The sequence below is a fragment of the Bartonella koehlerae C-29 genome, from assembly GCF_000706625.1.
GTDB classification, from domain to species: Bacteria; Pseudomonadota; Alphaproteobacteria; order Rhizobiales; family Rhizobiaceae; genus Bartonella; species Bartonella koehlerae.
Genome location: NZ_KL407334.1, coordinates 1,693,983 through 1,715,202, shown reverse-complemented (window position 1 = coordinate 1,715,202; position 21,220 = coordinate 1,693,983). Strand labels below are relative to the sequence as shown.

General features: G+C 39.9%; 15 protein-coding genes and 1 pseudogene. All 16 read right to left on the bottom strand.

Translation table 11 applies throughout. The features are described 5' to 3' along the window. Positions 1-456 precede the first annotated feature (456 nt). Positions 457-2,712 carry a BID domain-containing T4SS effector gene (locus O9A_RS07490; RefSeq protein ID WP_051665624.1) on the bottom strand — a complete coding sequence of 752 codons (2,256 nt, stop codon included), beginning with the start codon at positions 2,710-2,712 and terminating at the stop codon, positions 457-459. A gap of 304 nt (positions 2,713-3,016) precedes the next feature. Next, the gene (locus O9A_RS07175) at positions 3,017-4,726 is read right to left on the bottom strand and encodes a BID domain-containing T4SS effector (protein ID WP_034460080.1); all 1,710 of its coding nucleotides are present in this window, start codon (positions 4,724-4,726) and stop codon (positions 3,017-3,019) included. Between the two features lie 330 nt (positions 4,727-5,056). After that, positions 5,057-6,445, bottom strand: a complete 1,389-nt coding sequence (locus O9A_RS07170; protein ID WP_034460078.1) for a BID domain-containing T4SS effector — start codon at positions 6,443-6,445, stop codon at positions 5,057-5,059. Positions 6,446-6,765: 320 nt separating this feature from the next. Further along, complete coding sequence (locus O9A_RS07165) at positions 6,766-7,836, bottom strand: BID domain-containing T4SS effector (protein WP_034460075.1); 1,071 nt, start codon at positions 7,834-7,836, stop codon at positions 6,766-6,768. A 465-nt stretch (positions 7,837-8,301) separates the two neighbouring features. Further along, positions 8,302-9,900 carry a BID domain-containing T4SS effector gene (locus O9A_RS07160; protein WP_034460073.1) on the bottom strand — a complete coding sequence of 533 codons (1,599 nt, stop codon included), beginning with the start codon at positions 9,898-9,900 and terminating at the stop codon, positions 8,302-8,304. 639 nt (positions 9,901-10,539) lie between these two features. After that, positions 10,540-10,659 (bottom strand): annotated as a pseudogene (locus tag O9A_RS08705) (type IV secretory system conjugative DNA transfer family protein); the annotation flags it as partial. Positions 10,660-10,961: 302 nt separating this feature from the next. Next, positions 10,962-12,590, bottom strand: a complete 1,629-nt coding sequence (locus tag O9A_RS07155) for a BID domain-containing T4SS effector (protein ID WP_034460071.1) — start codon at positions 12,588-12,590, stop codon at positions 10,962-10,964. Positions 12,591-12,639: 49 nt separating this feature from the next. After that, complete coding sequence (locus O9A_RS07150) at positions 12,640-12,987, bottom strand: hypothetical protein (protein ID WP_051665606.1); 348 nt, start codon at positions 12,985-12,987, stop codon at positions 12,640-12,642. A 150-nt stretch (positions 12,988-13,137) separates the two neighbouring features. Further along, complete coding sequence (gene traG / locus O9A_RS07145; RefSeq protein WP_034460069.1) at positions 13,138-15,042, bottom strand: Ti-type conjugative transfer system protein TraG; 1,905 nt, start codon at positions 15,040-15,042, stop codon at positions 13,138-13,140. Positions 15,043-15,203: 161 nt separating this feature from the next. After that, a complete protein-coding gene (locus tag O9A_RS07140) occupies positions 15,204-16,838 on the bottom strand; it encodes a BID domain-containing T4SS effector (protein WP_034460067.1) in 1,635 nt (544 codons plus the stop codon). A gap of 10 nt (positions 16,839-16,848) precedes the next feature. Further along, a complete protein-coding gene (locus O9A_RS07135) occupies positions 16,849-17,055 on the bottom strand; it encodes an antitoxin VbhA family protein (RefSeq protein ID WP_034460065.1) in 207 nt (68 codons plus the stop codon). Positions 17,056-17,122: 67 nt separating this feature from the next. Further along, positions 17,123-18,193, bottom strand: a complete 1,071-nt coding sequence (virB11, locus tag O9A_RS07130) for a P-type DNA transfer ATPase VirB11 (protein WP_034460063.1) — start codon at positions 18,191-18,193, stop codon at positions 17,123-17,125. Beyond that, positions 18,190-19,329, bottom strand: coding sequence for a type IV secretion system protein VirB10 (virB10, locus tag O9A_RS07125; protein ID WP_034460061.1), 1,140 nt, complete (start codon positions 19,327-19,329; stop codon positions 18,190-18,192). The genes virB11 and virB10 overlap by 4 nt, the downstream gene beginning before the upstream one ends. After that, positions 19,322-20,188: a P-type conjugative transfer protein VirB9 gene (virB9, locus tag O9A_RS07120; RefSeq protein WP_034460059.1), complete on the bottom strand. Its 867-nt coding sequence runs from the start codon at positions 20,186-20,188 to the stop codon at positions 19,322-19,324. The genes virB10 and virB9 overlap by 8 nt, the downstream gene beginning before the upstream one ends. Next, the gene (gene virB8 / locus O9A_RS07115) at positions 20,185-20,889 is read right to left on the bottom strand and encodes a type IV secretion system protein VirB8 (RefSeq protein ID WP_195890923.1); all 705 of its coding nucleotides are present in this window, start codon (positions 20,887-20,889) and stop codon (positions 20,185-20,187) included. The genes virB9 and virB8 overlap by 4 nt, the downstream gene beginning before the upstream one ends. Next, positions 20,843-21,157, bottom strand: a complete 315-nt coding sequence (locus O9A_RS07110) for a hypothetical protein (RefSeq protein ID WP_034460308.1) — start codon at positions 21,155-21,157, stop codon at positions 20,843-20,845. Before O9A_RS07110 ends, virB8 begins: the two co-directional genes overlap by 47 nt. Positions 21,158-21,220: the final 63 nt, after the last annotated feature.

Below are 21,220 nucleotides of genomic sequence, written 5' to 3'. Positions count from 1 at the left end.
AATGTATTTTAAAAGAAGCTGTGGTGCATATGTTTTAGAGAGGCAGAATTAAACTGTTCTTGTAGAGGTTCTGGACACAGTCTAGCTATTATTTTCTACATCATAAATACATTGTTTCTCTAAAGCGCTTGCCTCTTTGATCCTATGCTTATTTTTGACTACTTTAATTATTAGGGTAACAGAAATTCTTTGATGCTGAACTTATTTTTCATGGTTTTTTACATTAACTTCTTGGCAGGTTTGTATCGATTCTCTTGCTATAAGAGATACAGAATGGTTTTTTTATTTTTTTATAGGTATTTCCTTTCAAGTTTTCTCAATATCAATGTTTGTTCTTTGATTTAAAATTTTCTTTCTTTGGAAATTTTCATTTTTATAACTAAACAGCACCCCTTCGTACAATCTACATGAAACAATTGCACAAAGAGGCTATATTAAATAAAATTTAAGGTACGCTTATCTACTCATAGAAATTATTTTTGCGTTTTCAATTTTTTGTGGTCGAACTGGTTGTTCAACTAATTTGGATGATTCAATCTTTGTTATAACTTTCGTTGCTTTAATTACTGACATGCTTATTTTTGCAGTTTCTTTTCCATCACCTTCCATAATAGATTGACGCATACCAAGTTTTTCCTGCTTTTGAAGAATCTGGACAATGCCTTTTGTTTGTTTAAAGATTTGTGCAATTTTTTCTGCTTGGTTTACTGATGTGCCAAGATTTTCAGCAAGTTTTGTATGAGACCTTTCATTTATAGCCTTAAGATCACTTTGTGAGAGACGGTCATGGAGTTTTTGAGAATAAGCCTTTACCTGTGTTCCCAGTTCAGGAGAAGTTAATAAAACCTCCTTCTGTTGTTTTTCAGAGAGAGAAAGTAGATTTCGTATCTCTTCACTGGGTGTTTCTACCGATTGTGCACAGCGTTCTTGTTCCCTAGAATAGGCTTCTAGAATATCCTTCTCTGCTTGTTTTACATTATGTGCGTAACTAAAAATAGCATGGCTTAAGGGTAAAAAATTTTCTGCAGCATGGGCACGTGCTTCACTTTTTATACCCAAAAAACTGAAGCCAGCGATTTTACCATAAGAGGATGGAAAGTTTCCAACCTGCCGCGCGAATTTTTCTAACTCCTCGACATTTCTATTTGTCACTGGAATTCCCATCTTTGGTATTTTGCCTTCCAAAATACGGGGATTGCCATAAACAACACCACACAAAGTCTCAATTTTTTTCATGCTGCTTTTCACGACTTCACTGTCTCGAATCTTCGAAGCAACTTCTACGTAACTAAGAGGTCGAACTGTTTCCTTTTCAATAAGTGTTTTCTGCGCTTCTTGAGTGAGAGACACTGAAACTATTTTTGCGGTTTCAACTTTTGGTGGTTGAACTAGCTGTTCTACTGCTTTGGATACTTCGAACTTTGTTGTAACTTCCGTTGCTTTAATTGCTGGCATGCTTACTTTTGTAGTTTCTTTGCCATCACCTTCCATAATAGATTGACGCATACCAAGTTTTTCCTGCTGTTTTTGCGATTCTTGAGTAAGAGGCACTGTGCGTGGTCGAGCACCAAGTCGGTTCCACTTAGTTTGCGTGGAGGATTCAGCAGATTCTTGATGTTTGTCTGCTGGTGAGTGTTCAGGCAGTTTAGGAGGTTTCGATAAGCTTTTTTGTTTTTGTACATCGTGAGGCAGCCTACTCGCAGAAAGTTCTTGGTGGTTTTGTTGTGCTTGATGGGTTTGTACAATACTTTTTCTTACCTGTTTTACCGTATCTGCATATGCTTCAATGGCGTTACACAGGAAAGAGAGACCTGCTTCAGCTTCTTTGCGTGCACTGTTTTTTATGCCAAGGGCTTGACTGCCTGCAAGCTTATGAAAAAAGTTAGGATTTTCTGAAACTTGCCATGAAAGCTCTTCTCCCATATTGGGATTTTTTTGCATGTCTTCAACTCTGTATTGCAAAGCATGAGCGTTGCCAAAAACAATTTGGCACCAATATCGGATTTCTGCTTCACCATATTGAACCGATGGATCTCTTTGAATCCTGTTGGAAATTTCCTCATTCGAGAGAGATGTCATTTCCTTTTCAGGATGAGCTAGCTTTTGCAGGTTTTCAGCTCTTTGTATTCTTTCTTGTTCATAGCCGCTTTGTTGTGCGTAAGGGAAATGCACAATGCTCTCTTGTACCTGTTTTACAGCACATACATATCCCTCAATAGCAGCACATAGGGATAACAAACCATCTTCAGCATTTTTACGTGCATTCGTTTTTACGCCAAGCATTTGATGACCTGCAAGATGATGAACAGATGCAGGATTTTCTGCAACTTCCCGTGAAATCTGTTCTCCCATATCGGGATTTTTTTGAATTTCCTCAATTCTTTCTTGCAAAATGCTTGGATATCCATACACGATCCCACACCAGTGTCGAATTTCTTCTTGATACGCTTCCACCAAGAGGTTTTGTTGCATAATTTTAGCAATTGGCTCTTTTAGGCGCGGTGATTTTTGTGGAGAAGTAGCGGTTTCATAGAGAGTTTTTTTCGCTTGCTCTTTTCCCACCAATCTGTCTTTCATATGAGATGGTTTGTGCTGAGTAACTTTTGCGGATGGAGATACTGAAGAGGCTGTTTCTTTGATAAGCTGTTCATAGCGGTTTCTTAGTTCTTTCACTGAGGGAAATGTGGAAGAGGGCGGTTGGTTTTTTTTCATGTATGTTTCCTTTCGAGATTTTAATTTGCTTTTAGAAAACCTCTTTGGTGTATTTTTCACCTTTATGTTTTGAGAGCTTTTTCTTTCAGGCTGGGTGTCCATGTGAATAATTTCACGAGTTTTTTCATGGATCATAATCACTATTTGTATTTGTAATTTTTATGTAGTAAGGGCACATGACCAGTAGTGGTTGTTCCATGTTTTCCGTAATGCTGCCCAATACTACGTGGAGAATTTCTATAAAATGATGAGCACCAAAAAATCAGATTTAGAGATCAGATGAAAGACGAAAGTTGATGTATCTTTAAAGGGTCATCGCCATTCTTTTTGGTTTCTCAGCTTCGCACAATCGAACGTTGGGCGGTTTCTGTTGTGCTTGCCTGGAGGTTTCTAAAGCCTCATGACGTGGGGTTCCTGTTGAGTATTCAGGCAGTTTATGCGGTTTGGATAAGATTTGTTGTTTTTGCAACTGTTTAGCCGATCCAGCAGACAGTTCTTGGCGACTTTGTTGTACTTGATATTCTTGTACAATATCCTCTTTTGCTTGTTTTACAGCATCTGCGTAACCTTCAATGGCGTTACAAAGGTAAGGAAGACTTGCTTCCGCTTGTTTACGCGCATCATTTTTTATGCCAAGTCTTTGTTTCCCTGCAAACGGAGAAAAAAGACCAGGATTGTTTGCAACTTGCCATGAAATCTCTTCTCCCATATTAGGATTTTTTTGAATGTCTTCAATTCTGTATTGCAAAATATAAGGGTTATCAAAAACAATTTGGCACCAATATTGGACTTCTGTTTGACTATATAGAACCGATGGCTCTGTTCGAACCCTGTCGGCAAGTTCCTGATTCGAGAGAGGAATTTTTTCTTTTTCAGCTTTTTGCGTTCTCTGTGTCTGTTGTTCATCAGGGGGGTGCTTCGTATGCGGAGTATGCAAAGGTCTCTTTTGTATGTATTTCAAAGTATACACATAACCATCTATGGCGTTACGCAGAGCTGGACAATTTTCTTCAGCTTCTCTGCGTGCTTTCGTTTTCACGCCAAGCATTTTTTTACCGGCAAACTTAGAAATAGACTTAGGATGTTCTGAAACCTCCCATGAGAGCTGTTCTCCCAGAGCAGGGTTTTCTTGAATATCTTCTATTCTTTTTTGCAAAATAAGCCGATCGCCATAAACAATTCCGCACCAATAGTTGATTTCTTCCTTATATGCTTCGAGCAATAAGTTTCGTTGCATTGTGTTTACAGATTTCTCTTCCATGCGTGGCGATTGTAATGGAGCAGCTGTTGCGTAAAGGTGTTCGCTGTCTTGGTCTGATGTGTTGCTTTGCGTTCTTTCTCTCATAGCCTGCCGTTTTTGTGGAAGAGGTGTTGCGTAGAGAGGTTCGTTGTTTTGGTCTGATGTGTTGCTTTGCGCCTTTTCTCTCATGGGCTGTGGTTTGTGGCAAGCAGGTTTCGTGTACAGGGGAAGGCTGTCTTGGGGCGCTTGTTTGTTGAACTCTTTGTCTTTTGCGCGCGGTGGTCTTTGTGGTGGCGTGCGAATTGGTTGTTGTGGAGCAGGTGTCACGTACAGAGGAGGGTTGTTTGGGGGTGCTTGTTTGTTGAGCTCCTTGTCTTTTGCGCGCGGTGGTCTTTGTGGTGGCGTGCGAATTAGTTGTTGTGGAAGAGGTGTTGTGTAGAGAGGTGTTTGTGGTGAACTTTGTTGCGGTGTCACAGAAGATTGCTGTTCATGGCGTTTTAACAATTGTTCAGGATTTTGTGGCGTATGGGGTTGTCTTTTTTCTTTTCGAAAATCCTTTGCAGAGAGAGCTTCTTGAGAAGCTGTTAGGACAGCATTTTGTTCATAGCGTTTTCTTAATGCTTCCAGTTTCGAGGACGGCTGTCTTTTTTCTTTTGGAGCTCCTCCTGTTGAGGGGGGTGATGGAGTAGATGCTCCTGAAGCATTTTGTTCATAGCGCTTTTTTAATTCTTTCACTGAGGGAGACGTGGAAGAGGGTGGTTGGTTTTTTTTCATGCATGTTTCCTTTCAAGATTTTAATTTGCTTTTAGAAAACCTCTTTGGTGCACTCTCCACCTTGTATATTTTGATAGTTTTTTCTTTAAAGAAGGATGCACATTTGAATGACCTCAAAGGATTTTGCGTTTTTTGCCCAGAATGTAATCGGTATTTGTCTTTGTACTGATGCGTTATTTAGGTTCAGTGATGGGGTGTTTGATGAAATGTGTACCATCACACCAAACACTCTCTCTTGGCGCAATCTCTCTAAAATGACCGGAGCCAAGAGATGAGATTAAACGATCTCATGAAAAAGCAAAGCTAATGCGCGCTTAGCGTCTATGCCGCTTAGCTGGCGAAAGCCATTGCTTTTGCTGCGCACATTTTGCGTGGTGGAACTTCCGGTGATTGTTGATGTGTTTGCCGAGAGGCTTCTGCACCCTCATGATGTGCTTGACGCTCAAGTCGTTGAGAAGGCCGTGATAAAGCTTTTTCTCTTTGCAAGCTTTGAGCTAATTTACTAGACTGTTCTTGGCAGCTTTGTTTTGTCTGAGCCTGATGTCCTCGCATAATGCTTTCCTTTACTTGTTGTACAGCATTGGCATAATTATCAATGGCATCACATAGATGTGAAAGACCTGCTTCAGCGTGTCTGCGTGTACCGTTTTTTAGGCCACATGCATTAAACCCCGCAAGCTTATGAACAGATTGAGGATACGCTGCAACTTGCCATGAAAGCTCTGCTCCCTCAGATGGTTTTTGGAGAATCCCTTCCATTTTCTCCATCAAAATACCTGAATTTCCATAAACAATTTCACACCAATGCTCAACTTGTGCTTCATATCTTTGCACTGATGAATTCTCTTGAACCATACCGAGAATTTCTTGATTTGAGGGGGATTGTCTCTCCCTTTCAGGATGATAATGCAGTTGTTGTAACCTTTCAGCTCTTTGCTCACGCTCTTGTCTATAGCGTCTTGCTTCTGCTTGTGGAACATGTGTAATGTTCTCTTGTGCCTGCTTTACAGCACTTGCATAACCGTCAAGAGCTTGGCACAGGTGCCTAAAACCTTCTTCAGCATGTCTGCGTGCACTTGTTTTAAAGCCACACATGTTGTGACCTGCCAGTTTATGAAAAGACGTAGGATGTTCTGCAACTTGCCGTGAAAGTTCCTCTCCCTCAGATGGTTTGCGGAGAACCTCCTGCATTTTCTTCTTCAAAACATCTGAATTTCCATAAACAATTTTGCACCAATGCGTCACTTCTTGTTGATAAGCTTTGACCAATGGGTTTTGTTGCGTTCTGTTTATAATTTCCTCTTTTGTTAGAGATGGTTTTGTGCTTTGCGTAGCGATTTCTGCGTATAAAGTCTCGCTTGTCAGCTTCTGCCTCGTGTGTTTGCTGTGCGAGAGTTTGTGAGGGACATCTTCGTACAGCACTTCTTCTTGTGTTGACCTTTGAGAAGTAACTGTTGTGTATATAGTCTCGCTTTCTGGATTCCTTTTCGAATGCCTGTCTCTTGGATGATGTGGTTTATTTTCAAAATTAAGCGCTGCGTATACGACTTCTTCCTGTTGTGTTGGTGGTTTGTTTAGTTTCCTGTCTTTTGCACGCGGTGGTCTTTTGTTCACCGTCGCGTATAAGGGTTCTGGTGCAGGCATCCTTGCCTGTTCATAGGGCTCTCTTTCTTTTTTCATAGAACGAGATGTCGGAGGGGGTGGTTGATTTTTTTTCATGGATGTTTCCTTTCAAGCTTTTTGTTTTTAGAAAAACTCTTTGGTGCACTCTCCACCTTTACGCTTTAATAGCTCTTACACAAAGGAGGATGGCTACTTGAATGACCTCCAAAGATCCTCCGTTATTCACATAATCGACATTTATGTCTTTTATACAGTTTTTTTGTGAAATTTTATCAATAAGTTATATAAAATTTTTGAAGCTCTTTTGATGAATTCTTTTGTAACATTTCATAACAATTCTTGGCACAAATCACTTTGTTGTGATTGTGCCAAGAAATTAGCTGAAAGGAAAAAATATCTGTATTTTTTATGTACGCTTACATCGCAAAAGCCCTTCCTCTTTGGGCTTTAGGACTCTGTCTGCGTTGTGTTTCCTGCTCTGGAGCAGCCTGTTCTCTCTCTTGTGAGTGATGACGATGATGATGTCTGTGTCCATGCCTTTCTGGGCTTGCATGATCTCTCTGTCTGTCGTGCTCACGGGTAAAAGCCTTGTGTAGCTTTTTTGCAGTCTCTACATGTCTTTCAAGAGCTGAACAAAGGGGGCCAAAACCTTCTTCAGCTTCTCTGCGGCCTGGGCTTTTTATGCCAAGCACTTTTTGACCCGCAAGTTTACCAGCACTTTCAGGATTTGCTGCAAGGTTCCATAGGATTTTGTCTGCACCTTGAGGATTATCAAGAATTTCAGCAAGTTCTTTATTCAAAGCATGTCGGTTACCATAAACAACAGCACACCGTTCTTGAATTTCTGCTACACCATATTGGAAGTCTACGTTTTTTAAAAGCCTTGTGGTAACCTCATCTTTTTGGGTTCTTGGAGGGGGTGTTATCCTTCCGCCAACTCCTTCGTAGAGGGGATTTTCTAAGGTTTGAATGTTTTGTCCATCCTGTGTGCCTATGCCAACTGTTGCATAGACAGACTCTACGGGATTATGGAGGGAGCGCCCACTTTGTTCGCCAAATTCAAGCTCTGCATACACATGTTCTTCTGATTTTCGAGGATTTCGCCCACCATGGCCCCCTCCGCCAACTCCTTCATAGATAGGATTTTCTAAGCTTTGAAAGTCTGGCCCTTTATCTAGATTCTGCACATCAGTTACTGCATAGGGATCTACTAGTCTCTCAGCACGTCGCCCATTACTCGGTCTCCCACCAAGTCTGTCATAGGGATTTCCTAGTGGCCTTTGTGGTGCATAGATAGTTTCTGATGGGTTTTGAGGTGCATAGACAGTGACAGTTTCTTCTGATTTTTGGGGTTGCTGTTCTCTGGGTGGTTTATTCACCTTTGCATAGAGGGGTTCTGATGCAGGAGAAGGCGCTCTTTCTTGTTCATGTTCTCTTTCTTTTTCCGCAGAATGAGATGTCGGAGGGGGTGACTGATGTTTTTTCATGCACGTTTCCTTTCAATATTTTGAGAAACCTCTTTGGTGCACTCTTCACCTCTATGTTTAATAGCTTTTATCCAAAGGAGAACGGCTACTTGAATGACGTCCAAAGATCCTCCGCTATTCACGTTTATCGTAATCGACATTTGTGTCTTTTATACAGTTTTTTTGTGAAACTTTATCAATAAATCATATATAATTTCCGAGTCTGTTTGATGGATATTTTCTGTCACATTTTGTAACATCTTTTCCTGCAATCTTTACAAAATGACTTACACCAAGAAAGGAGAGGAAAAGTCACAACTCTTTTTCCTGTGTTGTTGCTAAAAGCCCTTGCTGCGCATTGGCCAACTTGGAGTGTGCGCAGCTGGTATTATTGTATGTCTTTAGTTTATTTCACGGTTTTTGTAATCTCTTTTGTTGTGCTTGCCGATGCGCTCAGAGGGACAAACTTACAGATATCTCCCGTGTTTAGTTGGTAAGAGCCCTCGCTGCGGAGCGATTGATTTTGAGAGTTCGCAGCTGACATTGTGCTTCTTTGGTTTGTTTTACAGCTTTAGTAATCTCTTTTGCTTTACTTTCCGATACACCAAGCATGCAAGAAAGTTTTAGGGAATTGTTTTCTTGTATGGCTCTATGCTCCTCTGAGGATAGACGACTCTGTAGTTGGCACGCAAAAGCATGGAGTTGTTTTTGCAGTGTAGGAGAACGAGACAGGGTTTCTCTTTGTTGTTTTGGTGAGAGGGTAAAAAGCTGTTGCAAATCTCTCTCTGGTTTTTCGACAGAACATGCTGTGCGTTTTTGTTCTTTTTGGTGCTGCCCTATAAGGTCCTCCATTGTATGTTGTGTCATATCAGCATAATTTTTAAGGGCTTCACATAGCTGTGGAATAGTCTCTTCGGCACGTCTACGATTTGGGCTTTTTATGCCAAATATTTTTCTCCCCGCAAGCTTATAAAATGATTTAGGATTTTGAGCAATTTGATCGGCGAACTGTGGGCCTAAGCTTGGATCTATATTGACCATTTCTACCATTTCTTTTAGTGCTTCTGATTTGTTATAAACACGTTTTGATAAACGTTCGACTTCATGGCGGTATGATTCAACTCCAGAATTATTTGTGAGCCTTTTGGCAAGTTCTTCATTGGTGAGAGGGGGTAAGGTCTCTTTTGGGATCAGTGTTTCTTTCAGATTTTGAACATTGCTTTTCGCAAAGACGATAGGATCACCGTTCTGTAATGTTTTCACTTGTTCTGGCTTAAGATCATCTTTATGACCGACAACAAAACCATCTTCTAATTCTATGACAAAACCTTCTGCAGCGCACCCTTTATAGATGCCATTATAGCGTACACCTTCTTTTGCTGCGATAACAACATATTCATTGATTTTCTCAAGTCCACTATTTCTCATTTGAAAGATGAATTCCCTTAAAAGAAGAGATTTTTGCGGATGGGTGATATCCTCAAAAAGATCTTTCATGGGTTGTGCGTTGCCATGTTGCATTGCTGCAATACTGGCTTGGGTGAGGCGTTCTTTTGTGATAACAGAAAAGTCAATCTTATAGCCTGCTGCTTGTCCAAGTTTTTCCATAAACAATCTTTGCGCGCGCCCATTGCCTTTTCTGAAAGGATGTGCGTGGTCGAGAGCCATAAAGACTTCCGCAGCATTTTCAGCAAATTCTCGGCGTGATAAGCCTTGTAAATTATTCCTTGCTGTAAGTTTTCGCTCTAATTGTTTAAGTTCTTTTTGAATCTGTGGACCAACGGCAAAAGGAATTTTATGACCTTTTGGGCGCATAGCTGGCATACGGGCGGAGCTGCCATCTTCAAATGTAAAGAGTTCATCACGAGTATGACCTGCCCATTCAAAACTCCTATGGAAGAGGTTCCAATGGATCAATTTCAAATAAGCGAGACCAAATCTTTGTGGGGGTGGTTCAAAGCGAAGATTCATAACCTCTCTGGCTGCATCATGGGCACAGCGCTCATACAGTCTTTTCGGGTCTTTTATGCCATATTTATTCTTCAGTGTTTTGCTATTTTTATACAGATAATTATGCTCTAACATATATTTTCTCCTTAGAGGGGTGGGTGGTTCATGAGAATATTAAAATTTTCACGTGAAAAATCCCCCTTCGCGTGTTTTTTGAGATTTCGAGCATTTTTTCAGAGAAGGATGCTGGCTGAAGAGCATGAAGACTGATGGATGGTGAGGATATGTGTGCTGGAGGCTGTATCCACCGTTTCAGCGTGCTTTTTAAATTCTTCTGGTATAAAAGCTGCAAAATAGTCCGTTTGAGTTTTTTCATGCAGATTTTTTTCCTTTTTTCATTTTGTGAAAAGCTTCTCTAGTATGTATTCCCCTTTTGTGTATCATTTTCATAAATGATAATTTTTCCTAGTCTTTAATAAAGTTGTTTCCATAAAGCCCACTTTCTGGGTGTTTAATACGTGACTTTTCTATATGGACATGCTGCGTATCATCGTCATTGACCGCTTGTGCGTTTAGGAGCTCTTTACGAAGAACGCGCGTGTTAGTAAGCCCATGCAAAACAGCATTGCTCAAAGATCTTTTTTCACCCTATTTTTCTTGTTGGATCATGCGGAAATTCCTTGCTTGTGTGCTTTTATAAAACAGAGTCTTTGCTTTTATCCTTTGATGTTGTTGTTCTTGTTTTAATATATGATCTCCACAAGAGGATGGTTTTTAGTCTTTCTGTGCTTTGGGGGTAAAACGGTTCTTTTCAGCAGCTACTAAAATTTTTTTTCTTCTAAAATAGATCGCGCGACTACATCGTAAAGGGGGATGTTCTTGCATGAGAATAATTTATTCATTTTGGCGCGTCTTTCGGGGGATAAAATGTGAGCGTCTTTTTAAAATATTCCTACAACCATGAAGGTCCACTTCATTTAAGATAAAAAACACACGCTTTTTGTAGTTTCCGTCAGCTGTAATCTTGGCGTTTAAAAAGGTGCTCATAATCATCCGTCCAATTATCTGGATATGATGTCTATGCTATTTGCAAAATTGGTAAGGCACTTAAATGCTCTGTTTCTTCATGGAGGAATGAATATTAAAACATTTCTTCCCCATGGGTGTTCAGATTAAGCAACAAGGCTTCATATTTTTTAGCTGGCAATAGTAAGCATATTTGAGCGAGTGACTACCTGTGTGTAGGCTTGTTTATGTAGTTCTCTGGCCTTTTGAACAGTATTGGTAATCTCTCGTGCTTTCTGTTCTGATACACCAATACTTTGAGCAAGTGTTTCATAATCGTTGTTGTTGATCGCACTACACTCGTTTGATGAAAGACGATGCTCTACGCAGCGTATAAAAGTGCGCAGTTCTTGGTACAATTGAGGAGATTGAGACAAGATTTCTCTTTGTTGTTCCGGTGATAAGGCAAAAAGGTTTTGCAAGTTTTGACTGGGCTTTTCTACTGTTTTTCCAAGGCGTTCTTGTTCAATTTGATGTTTTTGAGTGATTACATGATATGTATGTTCTACAGTATATGCATAATTGGAAACTGCAGTAGCGAGTGCATCAAGATGATTTCGAGCGTTTACACGTGCCGGATTTTGTAAACCGCATAGACTGAAACCTGCAAGAGAAGAAAGAGAGTGCGGTGTTTGTCTAATCTGATCGGCGAGCTGTTGTCCTAATTCTGGATTTTTAATAATCTCTTCTATCTGTTCGTTTAATGTATTTGCATCGCCATAAACAGTTTTTGAGTGTTGCCGGACTTTCTTTTGAGCGGTGAGGACATGGATAGTTTGCACAACCGTTCTGGCACATTCATTTTTTGTTAGAGGCGCTAATGTCTCTTTTGGAATAAGCGTGTTTTCAAGCTCTTTGTTTTTGGGGGCGGTAAAGGTAATTATATCATTACGTTTTAATGATTTTAATTGTTCTGGTGTGAGATCATCTTTGTTGCCGATGATGTAAGTTCCTTGCATATCGAGCACAAAAGCTTCTGAATAACAACCTTGATAGGTTCCTCTGTAGGTTTTTCCTGCCTTTGTCACCATAACAAGGCAATCATTCACGTTTCGTCCTGTATTGTTCATGTTGTCCATAAATTCTTTTAAAAGACGCATTTTTTCTGGATTGGAGATATCTTCAAAAAGATCTCTTATCAGTTGTGTATTGCCATATTGTATTGCTTCGCTACAGACAGCCATCATACGTTGTTGTGTGACAAGCGAAAAGTCAAGCTGATGTCCGGCAGCTTTGGCGAGATTTTCAAAAAAGAATTGTTCTGTGTGTTCATTGCCATCTATGAATGGGTGGATTTTATGAAGAGAATAAAATAGCTCCGTTGCTTGCTTGATAAATTCTTCGCGCGTTAAGCCTTGCAAATTGTTTTTTTCGGCAAGCGCTTGATCTAATTTTTGTAAAAGTTCGGGGATTTTTTCACTTTTTGCAAAATCTTTGCTCCATACTGTTCTTTTCATTTCTGGCATGGCGGCAACGCTACCATCTGCAAATGTGAAGGGAGTGTGGCGGAGATGGCCAGCCCATTCAAAGGTGTTTTGAAACAATTGTTGGTGGATATAGCATAGATAAGTGCAATCAAAATATTCTGGTAAGGATTCTGCACGCAGATTTATCATTGCTTGTTCCCTATCATGTGAGCATTTTTCCAGAAGGAGTTTTAAATTTGTTTCTCCATATTTATTTTTGAGTATTTGGGTACCAGGATAGATATAATTATGGGGAGAAGCGGTGGAGATATTTTTTGCTTTTACTTTTGGCATTGTTAACTCCTTATCATGTCGCACTGTCCATGAGAGTATTAAATTTTTCTCATGAAATATTTCCCCTCGCATATTCTTTTGAGATTTCAAGCATTGAGCGAGGGAAGAGGGATCCCTCAAATTCATGGGTGTTTTTGCTTGTACCAATCCTTATCTTGGTGCTTTTTTCTTTTCTTAAGAGAGAAGGATCGGTCTTTGTTGTTTTCATGAATGGTGTTTTTTTATTTTTTGTGAAAAATTTTTCTAGGTGATTTTCCTGTAAAAGAGCTCTCTTCAAAAGTTTCTTGAGAGGTATCTCAAGACATAGATATGGTTGGTATGCATTGTTTGGGAATGAGGAGAGCGCTTCATAAAGAGTACTGGCATTGGTAAGCCCGTGTAAAACAGCACTACTCAAAGGTCTTTTTTCACCATATTTTTTTTAGATCATACGAAAATTCCTTTTTAAGACGCTTTTGTAAAACAGAAATCTTTGTTTTTTATGTATGCTGCTCTTCTTATTTTGAGTCTGAAGAGCCATCAGAGGGTGCTTTTAACTTTTCTTTGCTTATGGGGCAAAGCGATTTTTTTCAGAAGCTGCTAACATTTCTTTTCTTCTAAAATAGATCGCTCGACCGCATCGTAAAGGGGGATGCCCTTGCATAAGAATAATTTGTTCATCTTGGCGCATCTCCTGAATAATCTCATGGGGTAAAATCAGTGCTCTTTGTTGATAGTTGATGTTTTGAGAGCCTTTTGTTAAAGATAACCCCCTCGATTTGCTCGTTCCAGTCACTTCAATGGTCATTTGACCACAGCGCTCTGAAATATCTTTGGCTGTTTGGAGATCTTTAATGGCGGCGTAACTCACAAAAGAGCAGCTTTCAAACCATGAACGTGCTCCTGCTTCTCCAAAGTGATTGACCAATTGACCAGAGGATTGATAAAAAAGCATTAAAGATGTGCCGTATTTACGACCACGATCACGGGCTTCTTCCAAAATATTCATATAACCAAGAAGATCTACTTCATCCAAGACAAACAAAACACGCTTTTTATATTTTCCATCTGCTGTAACCATCGCATTTAAAAAAGCACCAATGATCACGCGGCCAATCGCTGGATAACTGTTCAAAATGCTGGCAGGGAGATTAAGAAAAACATCTGTCTTCCCGTTTGCAATATCCGAGGATGCAAAATCATTCCCACAAACAAGGTCAGCGTAATTCGACAAAGAAAGCCATTGGGTGTCTTTGGAGGCAGTTGTATAAACCCCTGAAAAGGTTTGATCTGCCATTTCCGTGAAAATACCAACCATTTCACGAATAAAAGGAGACGGTGTCGTTTCTTGAATCATGCGCAATTGATTGACAACAGCTGTTTCTGACTGAGAGAGGATCGCACGTAATGTTTTTAAATTACGCTCACTGGTTTCATATTCATCAGAGAAGATTACATGTGCAAGAAGTGCGGTTAAAAGATTATGCGCTTGTGTTGAAAAATATTCTGCTGAAGAATTCTCTGATTTTTTCTCCGAGAGAAGCAGTTTAGAAAAACTCACAATATTGGCTTCTCGCTTTGCATGCGGTATACTCTCGTCTAAAAGCCAATCGAGCACATTAAAATTTTTTGTTAAGAGTGAATTGGGATCGAGAATAATAACATTTCTATTACCCATTTTTTTGCGTGCAAATTTGACCATAGGTGCAATTTCTGTTGAAGGATCAAGGCAAACAATGGGGCCTGTATAGGTTAGACAGGTTGGAACCACTGTACTTGTTGTTTTATATCCACCAGAACCGGCAAAAAAAATCATGTGAGTGGAACCAAAATCAAGATTAAAGGTCAGCAAAGGTGCTGTTCCGCCCTTGCCCCATGTTGTTTTATTACTTGGTGCAAAGGGAATATTGCGAACATTATCTTGATCAACACGGTATCTTTCGCCAACAACAATTTGTCCATTGGAGGGAAAGATTTTTGCTGCTTCTTTTAAATTCATCCATGCGGCGTCACCGAAAATTCCTTTTTTTGCACGCTTAACATTGCTTGTGCGTGGAGAAGTGATCATGACTTGGATTGCTAAAAGAACAAAGCCTAAAATGGCACCAAAGACAACCATCGGATCTATGAATTTTAGAGCATAACCCCAGGTTATCCCCTGTTGGCCAACATAGGGATTTAAGCGTTTTATTTCACCGCCGATATAGTAAAGAGTAGTGATGCAAAAAAAGACGGTTGAGACAAATGTGATTGCTTTGCGCAAATGCAGCTTTTGCGAGAGAGTATAAAATAATGATACAGCAGCAACCAGCATTAGCGTTAATAAAGGTTCTGAACGAACATACCAATAAATTTGATTGGCTTTCAGATCATTTATCACAAATGACAACATACGAGGGACAAGAAATACTGTTAAGGCGCTTAAAGGGATTGGCATAGAAATCAGCGCCAGTTGTGTCTTTGTGTATTTCATCGTATCTTACTTTCGGCTTTATCGTGATGTGCTATAAAGGCATCCCGTTAAAATCGGCGATAGTGTGCTAAATGCTTTTTTATGGGCGTGACAGTATCACAATACATTTCCTATAAGGTTTCAAGGGAAGGTGCAAAGACTCTCACTTTTGAGCAAACTTTTTAGCTAGCTATGGCGAGAGTTTTTAAGCGATTGACTGTGCGTGTTTGCGATTTTTGCTGTACTTCTCTGATTTTCATAACAGTTTCTGTAATTTCCTTTGCTTTGTGTTCTGCAACACCAAGACTTTTTGCCAGTGTTTCATGATTATTTTCTCTAAGTGCTCTTTGTTCACTTGAGGAGAGACGGCTATTGACTTTTTGTAAAAGATTCGTGAGCTCTTTTTGAAGCAGAGGAGAGACTCCTAAGGCTTTTTGCTGGAACTCTTTTGGCAGGGAAAGAAGATCTTGCAAATTTTGACTTGGCATGGGTACTTCTTGTCCACGGCGGTTGTGTTCTGCTTGATGCTCTTTTGTGATTTCTTGCTTCGCTTGTCTTACAGAATCGGCAAAATTTGCAACTGCGCAACTAAGGAGTTCAACATGCTTTTCAGCACGTACCCGTGCTCCAGTTTTAAAGCAGATGAGGTCAAAACCTGCAAGACTATGAACAGAAGAGGGCGCTCTTTCAATCAGTTCGACGAGCTGTTGACCCTTGCTTGGATTTTTAATAATCTCTATCATCTTTTTATTCAAAATACTCTGATTTCCATAAACAATTTTTGATAAACTGCAAATCTGGTCTCGACATGTGTGGACAAGAGAATCTTTCGCAACCATTTCAGCCATTTCAAGTTTTGTCAAAGGAGCTAATGTCTCTTTTGGGATGAGTGTTTTTTTAAACTCTTCGGCTTTTGGAGCTGTAAAGGTAATTTTATCACCAGGTTTTAATATTTTTAGTTGTTCTGGTGGGAGGTGGCCTATATTGCCGATAATGTAAGCACCTTTCACATTGAGTGCAAAACCCTCGAGACCAGCACCTCTATAGGTGCCCATGTAGGTTTCACCTTCCTTTGCAACCATAACAGGACGATCATTAACATTTCGCCCAGTATTTTTCATGTTGTCCATAAATTCTTTTAAAAGACGGATTTTTTTTGGATTGGAGATATCTTCAAACAAATGTTGCATAGGTTCTAGGTCACCATTTTCTGCTACTGCAACACTGGCAACCATCATGCGTTCTTTTGTCACAAGTGAAAAATCAAGTCGATGGCCCGCTCCTTTGGCAAGATTTTCAAAAAAGACTCGTTGTGTGCGTCCATTACCTTCTCTGAAAGGATGGAGTTGGTTAAGAGAATTAAACAGTTCCATTGCTTCAGAGTTAAATTCTTCGCGTGTTAAACTTTGCAAATTGTTTTTTTCAGCAAGTGTTCGATCTAATCTTTGCAAGCCTTCTCCGATCTCATCACCGATTGCAAAAGCATTTTTCCAACCCGTTCTTTTCATTTCGGGCATGGCGGCTGTGGTACCATCTTCAAATGTGAAGGGGATATGGCGGAGGTGTCCAGCCCATTCAAATGTATTTTTAAACAACTGGTGATGAATATGGCATAGGTAAGTGGTATCAAAATATTCTGGTAAGGGATCTTCACGCAGATTAACCATTGCTTTGGCTGTATCATGCGAGCATTTTTCTAGAAAGGTATTTAAGTTTTTTATTCTATATTTATTTTTGAGTGTTGTGGTTTTAGGATAGACATAATGATGGGGGGAGATAATTTGTGTATTTTTTGTTTTTACTCTTGCCTTTGGCATAACGACCTCCTTATAATTTAGCGTTGTCCATAAGCGTGTTAAATTCCTCTAATGAGGTATTTCCTCTCGCATATCCTTCTAAAATTTTGAGCGTTTTGGGATGAAGTGTTATGCCTTCCAGTGTATGGGAGCTGAACACTGCATCAACCGCTTCACGGCGCTTTTTCAATTCTTCCAGCGTGATTGACAAAAGATTCTCCGTCACTTGTATTGCCATTTATTTCTCCTTTTCTGCTTTTCAAGAGTTGCCTTAAAAAAGCCTTTTAGAGCAGGAGCATTTTCCTTTAATTCCCGCCAAAGATGTTTCTTTGTTTAAAGGGGTCATAATAAATTTCTGTGACCTTAAATTTTCCCTCAACTCGTTTACATTGAATGATGATATCAATCATTGAAATTAACAGCCCTCGAATATCGTCACGCTCTAAGTCCCCTCCACCCTCACTTTCTTTTACCAAAAGGGTCATTTGCTCAAAGGCAGCAAGTGCTGTTGAGGCATGAACTGTGGTAATTGAACCTGGATGTCCTGAATTAACATTGCGGATATAATAAAAGGCGGTACCATCTCGTAGCTCTTGTAAAAGAATGCGGTCAGGACGCATGCGTAAAGCAGATTCAAGCAGTTCTTTTGGACCAACAGAAGCTAAACCTTGACCATCTTTTGAATAGATCATAGAAACATAATTAGACTGTGGGACGATCAATTCTGGTGTATCTTCAATGGTGATAATACGTTCATCATCAGGAATTTTGGCGATTAATGCCTTTGATAGTGTTGTTTTACCAGAGCCGGTTTTTCCGGCAATCAAAATGTTTTTTTGGCATTGTACAGCTAGGTTTAAAAAGGAGACAAAATCCTTCTTCACGTAAGTGCTGATCAAGTTGTGATCAATGTGTTTGAGTTCACTCAAACGTAAGGGATAATTATTCAAGGGCGTGAAGGAAACTTGTTCACACACCGAAAAGAGCCCTTTATTTGCTAGATCTTCAAGGGAAAAGCTGCGCGATGAGGGTTTGCGAATTGTCATACTGATGGTATTTTTTTCTACCGCAGGAGGAATGACAATTTGAATACGCTCATTGCCCGGTAAGGTCGCCGATAATATTGGATTTTTGTCCGATATATTTTGCTTAGAATAAGAAGCCACAACTTTAGCAATTCCCATAAGCTCATTAAACGAAAGAGCTGGTGCTTCTATGGTTTTCCATCCTTCAATCCCTTCTGTCATAACTTGATAGGGACGATTGATGACGATTTCAAAAAGGCTCTCATCTTTTAGAAAGGCACTGATTGGTTCCAGTTTTGTTAAAACAATCGCGACCGTTTCATCGCTCAACCTGTGCAAATTTTGGTTCATTGCAAAATCACCGAAGAATTTTTATAAAAGTTTCTTGAAAGAGCTCGATTGACAATCTGTTTTTTGTTTTCGATCACTTTCAATTTATAAACACTGGAAAAATCTAAATCGCGGGCCACAAAAACATTGACCATTTCTCCTTGGTTCTTGGACAGGGTAGGGGGAATATTAGCGTAATTTTCTACAGCAATATTTGCGATATTTTGTCCCGAAGAAATTGTTTCAGAATTGTTTTTATCGTGGTCTTTTGGCAAGCGGCCTCTCACATAGTTTGTTGCATCTTTGACAATCGATACAAGAAGCGCAGATCCAATTCTCTCAAACCAATGATTATCAATATCTCCATCCATACCAGAACGTCCTAAGGCATCTGTTGCCGGTGAAGCTAAGGTGATAATGATACCATTTGGTGTTTTGGCTCTATTCCATAGAACAAAAAGGCGTTTCTGCCCTTTTTTTAATCCAGCGCGATATTCGCCAACAATTTGGGTACCCTTATCAAGAAGAACAACACGACCATTATCAGATAAGATATCTCGGGAGACAATACAGCTGGCAAATCCTTGTTGGTCACTACTGATCGCTGTTTCTAAGATACACGGAATGGAAGCACCCATCGCGATGATATAGTTTCGATTGCCAAGTTTTGCAGCACGAATACCTTCAAGCGTTGTTGGCTTGAGAAGATGATTAAAGCGTTGCGCCGTTTCATCAGGCTTGGTTTCAAGTTGATTTGTGATTATGTCTTTATTTTGTTCTGCGCTTCCTTGGCTTTTTTGTGTGTTGGCATAGGCTAAGACAGGAGCACGTTGTGCTGCTTCTAAGAGTGAGTCATCGGAATTAGTTGGTTTTTTTTGGGGCGTTGGGAGTTCAACCTTGGGCAAAAGAGGCTCGAGGGTTACAGGTTTGGGTTGTGCAGGGCGGAAAAGCTCTGTTTGCTTAATGATCCCTTCTTTTGGGAGTTCAACTGGCTGTTTTTTATCTGTAACAAGCGTTGAATACGCTAAATAAAGACAAACACCAAAAAGAATAACAAGAGCAGCGGCTTTACTTGTATTAGGACGTTGTCTTTTCCCGTGACCGTCTTTTATCGTATCGCGATCATTCAGGTTGTTTTCATTCATTTCATTATTCATAACCGTTTCCTATGTTCACTTTACGTTGTACAGATGGTGATGTCGTACCGGTTTCAGGGTTTATCCCTTCAGGCACAAATCTTTTATTGAAGATACACAGCACGTCATTTCCGCGGCGCAGAGCAAATTGCGCAGCTGTGGCATGAACAATGACCTTATTTCCTTTAATCGTTTTGGGAACGAGAGATTCTTGTCCATCCAATGAGACAAGATAAATGGCAGGGATTTCGGTATTGCCTAAAAATGTAAAGGTTGTTGTTTTTCCGTTATCATAGACAGAAGCAGGTTCAATGAGGGGGGAGCCTTGTGCTTCATAAGCCCAATTGCGTGGTCCAAAATCTTCATGGGTGTTAAAAATATCGTTGACAAAGTTTTCTTCATGTTGTGCCGCTTTTGCTGCTTCGGCTAATTTCTTACGCAAGGCTTCATCTTTTGGATAACGAAACTTTACCAGGAAATATGTATCATTACCTGCTGAAACATCACCTTCACGCACTTGTAGTTCAAACTGATAAGAGCGTTTTGTACCGTCTTGGCGGCTTGTAACGATTTGTAAATTGGTAACAGGTTGAACTTCGCGCGGTTTTAGAAACACAAAGTGGCCAGCCGGTGCAACTTGCCAAGCAACGGAATTGCCAATCCCTACATAGGTCACTTCTTCATCATCAGCAAATTCAAGTTGAACAGAAGAACGAATGGAACCAATGATTTTTGTCACATTATATGGGTCATAATTGACAAATCTGATGCGATTGTCTTTGCGTGCACTGATAGGTGCTGTTTCAGCAAATGAAGGGGCTGTATAGCAGCTTATTGCAGCTATGAAAGTTAAAAAGAGTGTTTTTGAAATCCTCATCATTTTATCACCTCTGGATCAGATCTATACTCCGAAACTTGAAAGCCAAGCGGGTTAATTAATCGGTCCTGTGTTGAAATTTGTGCATTAATGTAGGAGAAATTTAAGATCGAAACCCAATGGGAAATATTTTCTTTGCCATTAAATTCTCTGACCGTTTTATAATAGCGAACTTGAATAAGATCTTTGCTTAAGAAAGAGATTGATTTGATCGTGACTGTAACAGTCATGTTTTGGTAGATATTTTGTGGACTCTCTGGATTGTTGCCTGCATACCATTTTGCAAAACGGCTTTGTTCTTCCGGGGAAGATAAAAGAGAAATTAAGCGAAAATTGTGTTCCGCTTCTGATAATTGAAAACCTTCACGGGCACGAACATATTTGCTGGCAAAATAGCGTGTTATCGCTTCATCATAGTCGTTTGGCGTTTCTTTTAAGGCGCTCACAGTTTCAATAATGCCCGTTGAATTATCAACGCGGATCACAAAAGGCTCTACTGTTTTTAAGGGGGTTAAGGCTGCTACAGCTAAGGCTAAGGCAATTGTCATTAATCCAAAAAGCACCGTTAAAGCCATAGCAATCCTCATGCGTTGTCGCATGCCATGCATACGATCAATATCAAAGGAACGTGCTTCTTTTATATATTCATTAAATTCATCAATTTTCACGTGCGACCTCCATAGTGTTCTCAGGGAGTGTTTCACGGGTTATGGAATGCAATGGAGCTTCCTTAAGCATCATATTCGCTGTTGCTTTTTCGCTTTCTAGCGTATTGAGGATGATGGGTGTTCTAGTAGGCTTTACAATTTTCTCTTGTAGGATAAGGTTTTTATTGTCCCAATTCCATTTGTCTCTATTTAAAGCACGGGTAATTTTGCCATTACATCTTGGTGGTTTTTGGGGGCCACTCAGAGAGGCACAGCCAGTAAGAGCAATTATCAAGATCATAACAAAAGTTATTTTTTGTTTCATTTTTTTGAACTCACAAATACTTTCAAATACAACGTATGAACCCATGAGGTAGGGCATGGAGGT

Coding starts and splice junctions, on each gene's coding strand:
- O9A_RS07490 (WP_051665624.1), bottom strand. CDS start 2,712: ATGAAAAAAAACCAACCGCCCTCTTCCACATTTCCCTCAGTGAAAGAA.
- O9A_RS07175 (WP_034460080.1), bottom strand. CDS start 4,726: ATGAAAAAAAACCAACCACCCTCTTCCACGTCTCCCTCAGTGAAAGAA.
- O9A_RS07170 (WP_034460078.1), bottom strand. CDS start 6,445: ATGAAAAAAAATCAACCACCCCCTCCGACATCTCGTTCTATGAAAAAA.
- O9A_RS07165 (WP_034460075.1), bottom strand. CDS start 7,836: ATGAAAAAACATCAGTCACCCCCTCCGACATCTCATTCTGCGGAAAAA.
- O9A_RS07160 (WP_034460073.1), bottom strand. CDS start 9,900: ATGTTAGAGCATAATTATCTGTATAAAAATAGCAAAACACTGAAGAAT.
- O9A_RS07155 (WP_034460071.1), bottom strand. CDS start 12,590: ATGCCAAAAGTAAAAGCAAAAAATATCTCCACCGCTTCTCCCCATAAT.
- traG (WP_034460069.1), bottom strand. CDS start 15,042: ATGAAATACACAAAGACACAACTGGCGCTGATTTCTATGCCAATCCCT.
- O9A_RS07140 (WP_034460067.1), bottom strand. CDS start 16,838: ATGCCAAAGGCAAGAGTAAAAACAAAAAATACACAAATTATCTCCCCC.
- O9A_RS07135 (WP_034460065.1), bottom strand. CDS start 17,055: ATGGCAATACAAGTGACGGAGAATCTTTTGTCAATCACGCTGGAAGAA.
- virB11 (WP_034460063.1), bottom strand. CDS start 18,193: ATGAACCAAAATTTGCACAGGTTGAGCGATGAAACGGTCGCGATTGTT.
- virB10 (WP_034460061.1), bottom strand. CDS start 19,329: ATGAATAATGAAATGAATGAAAACAACCTGAATGATCGCGATACGATA.
- virB9 (WP_034460059.1), bottom strand. CDS start 20,188: ATGATGAGGATTTCAAAAACACTCTTTTTAACTTTCATAGCTGCAATA.
- O9A_RS07110 (WP_034460308.1), bottom strand. CDS start 21,157: ATGAAACAAAAAATAACTTTTGTTATGATCTTGATAATTGCTCTTACT.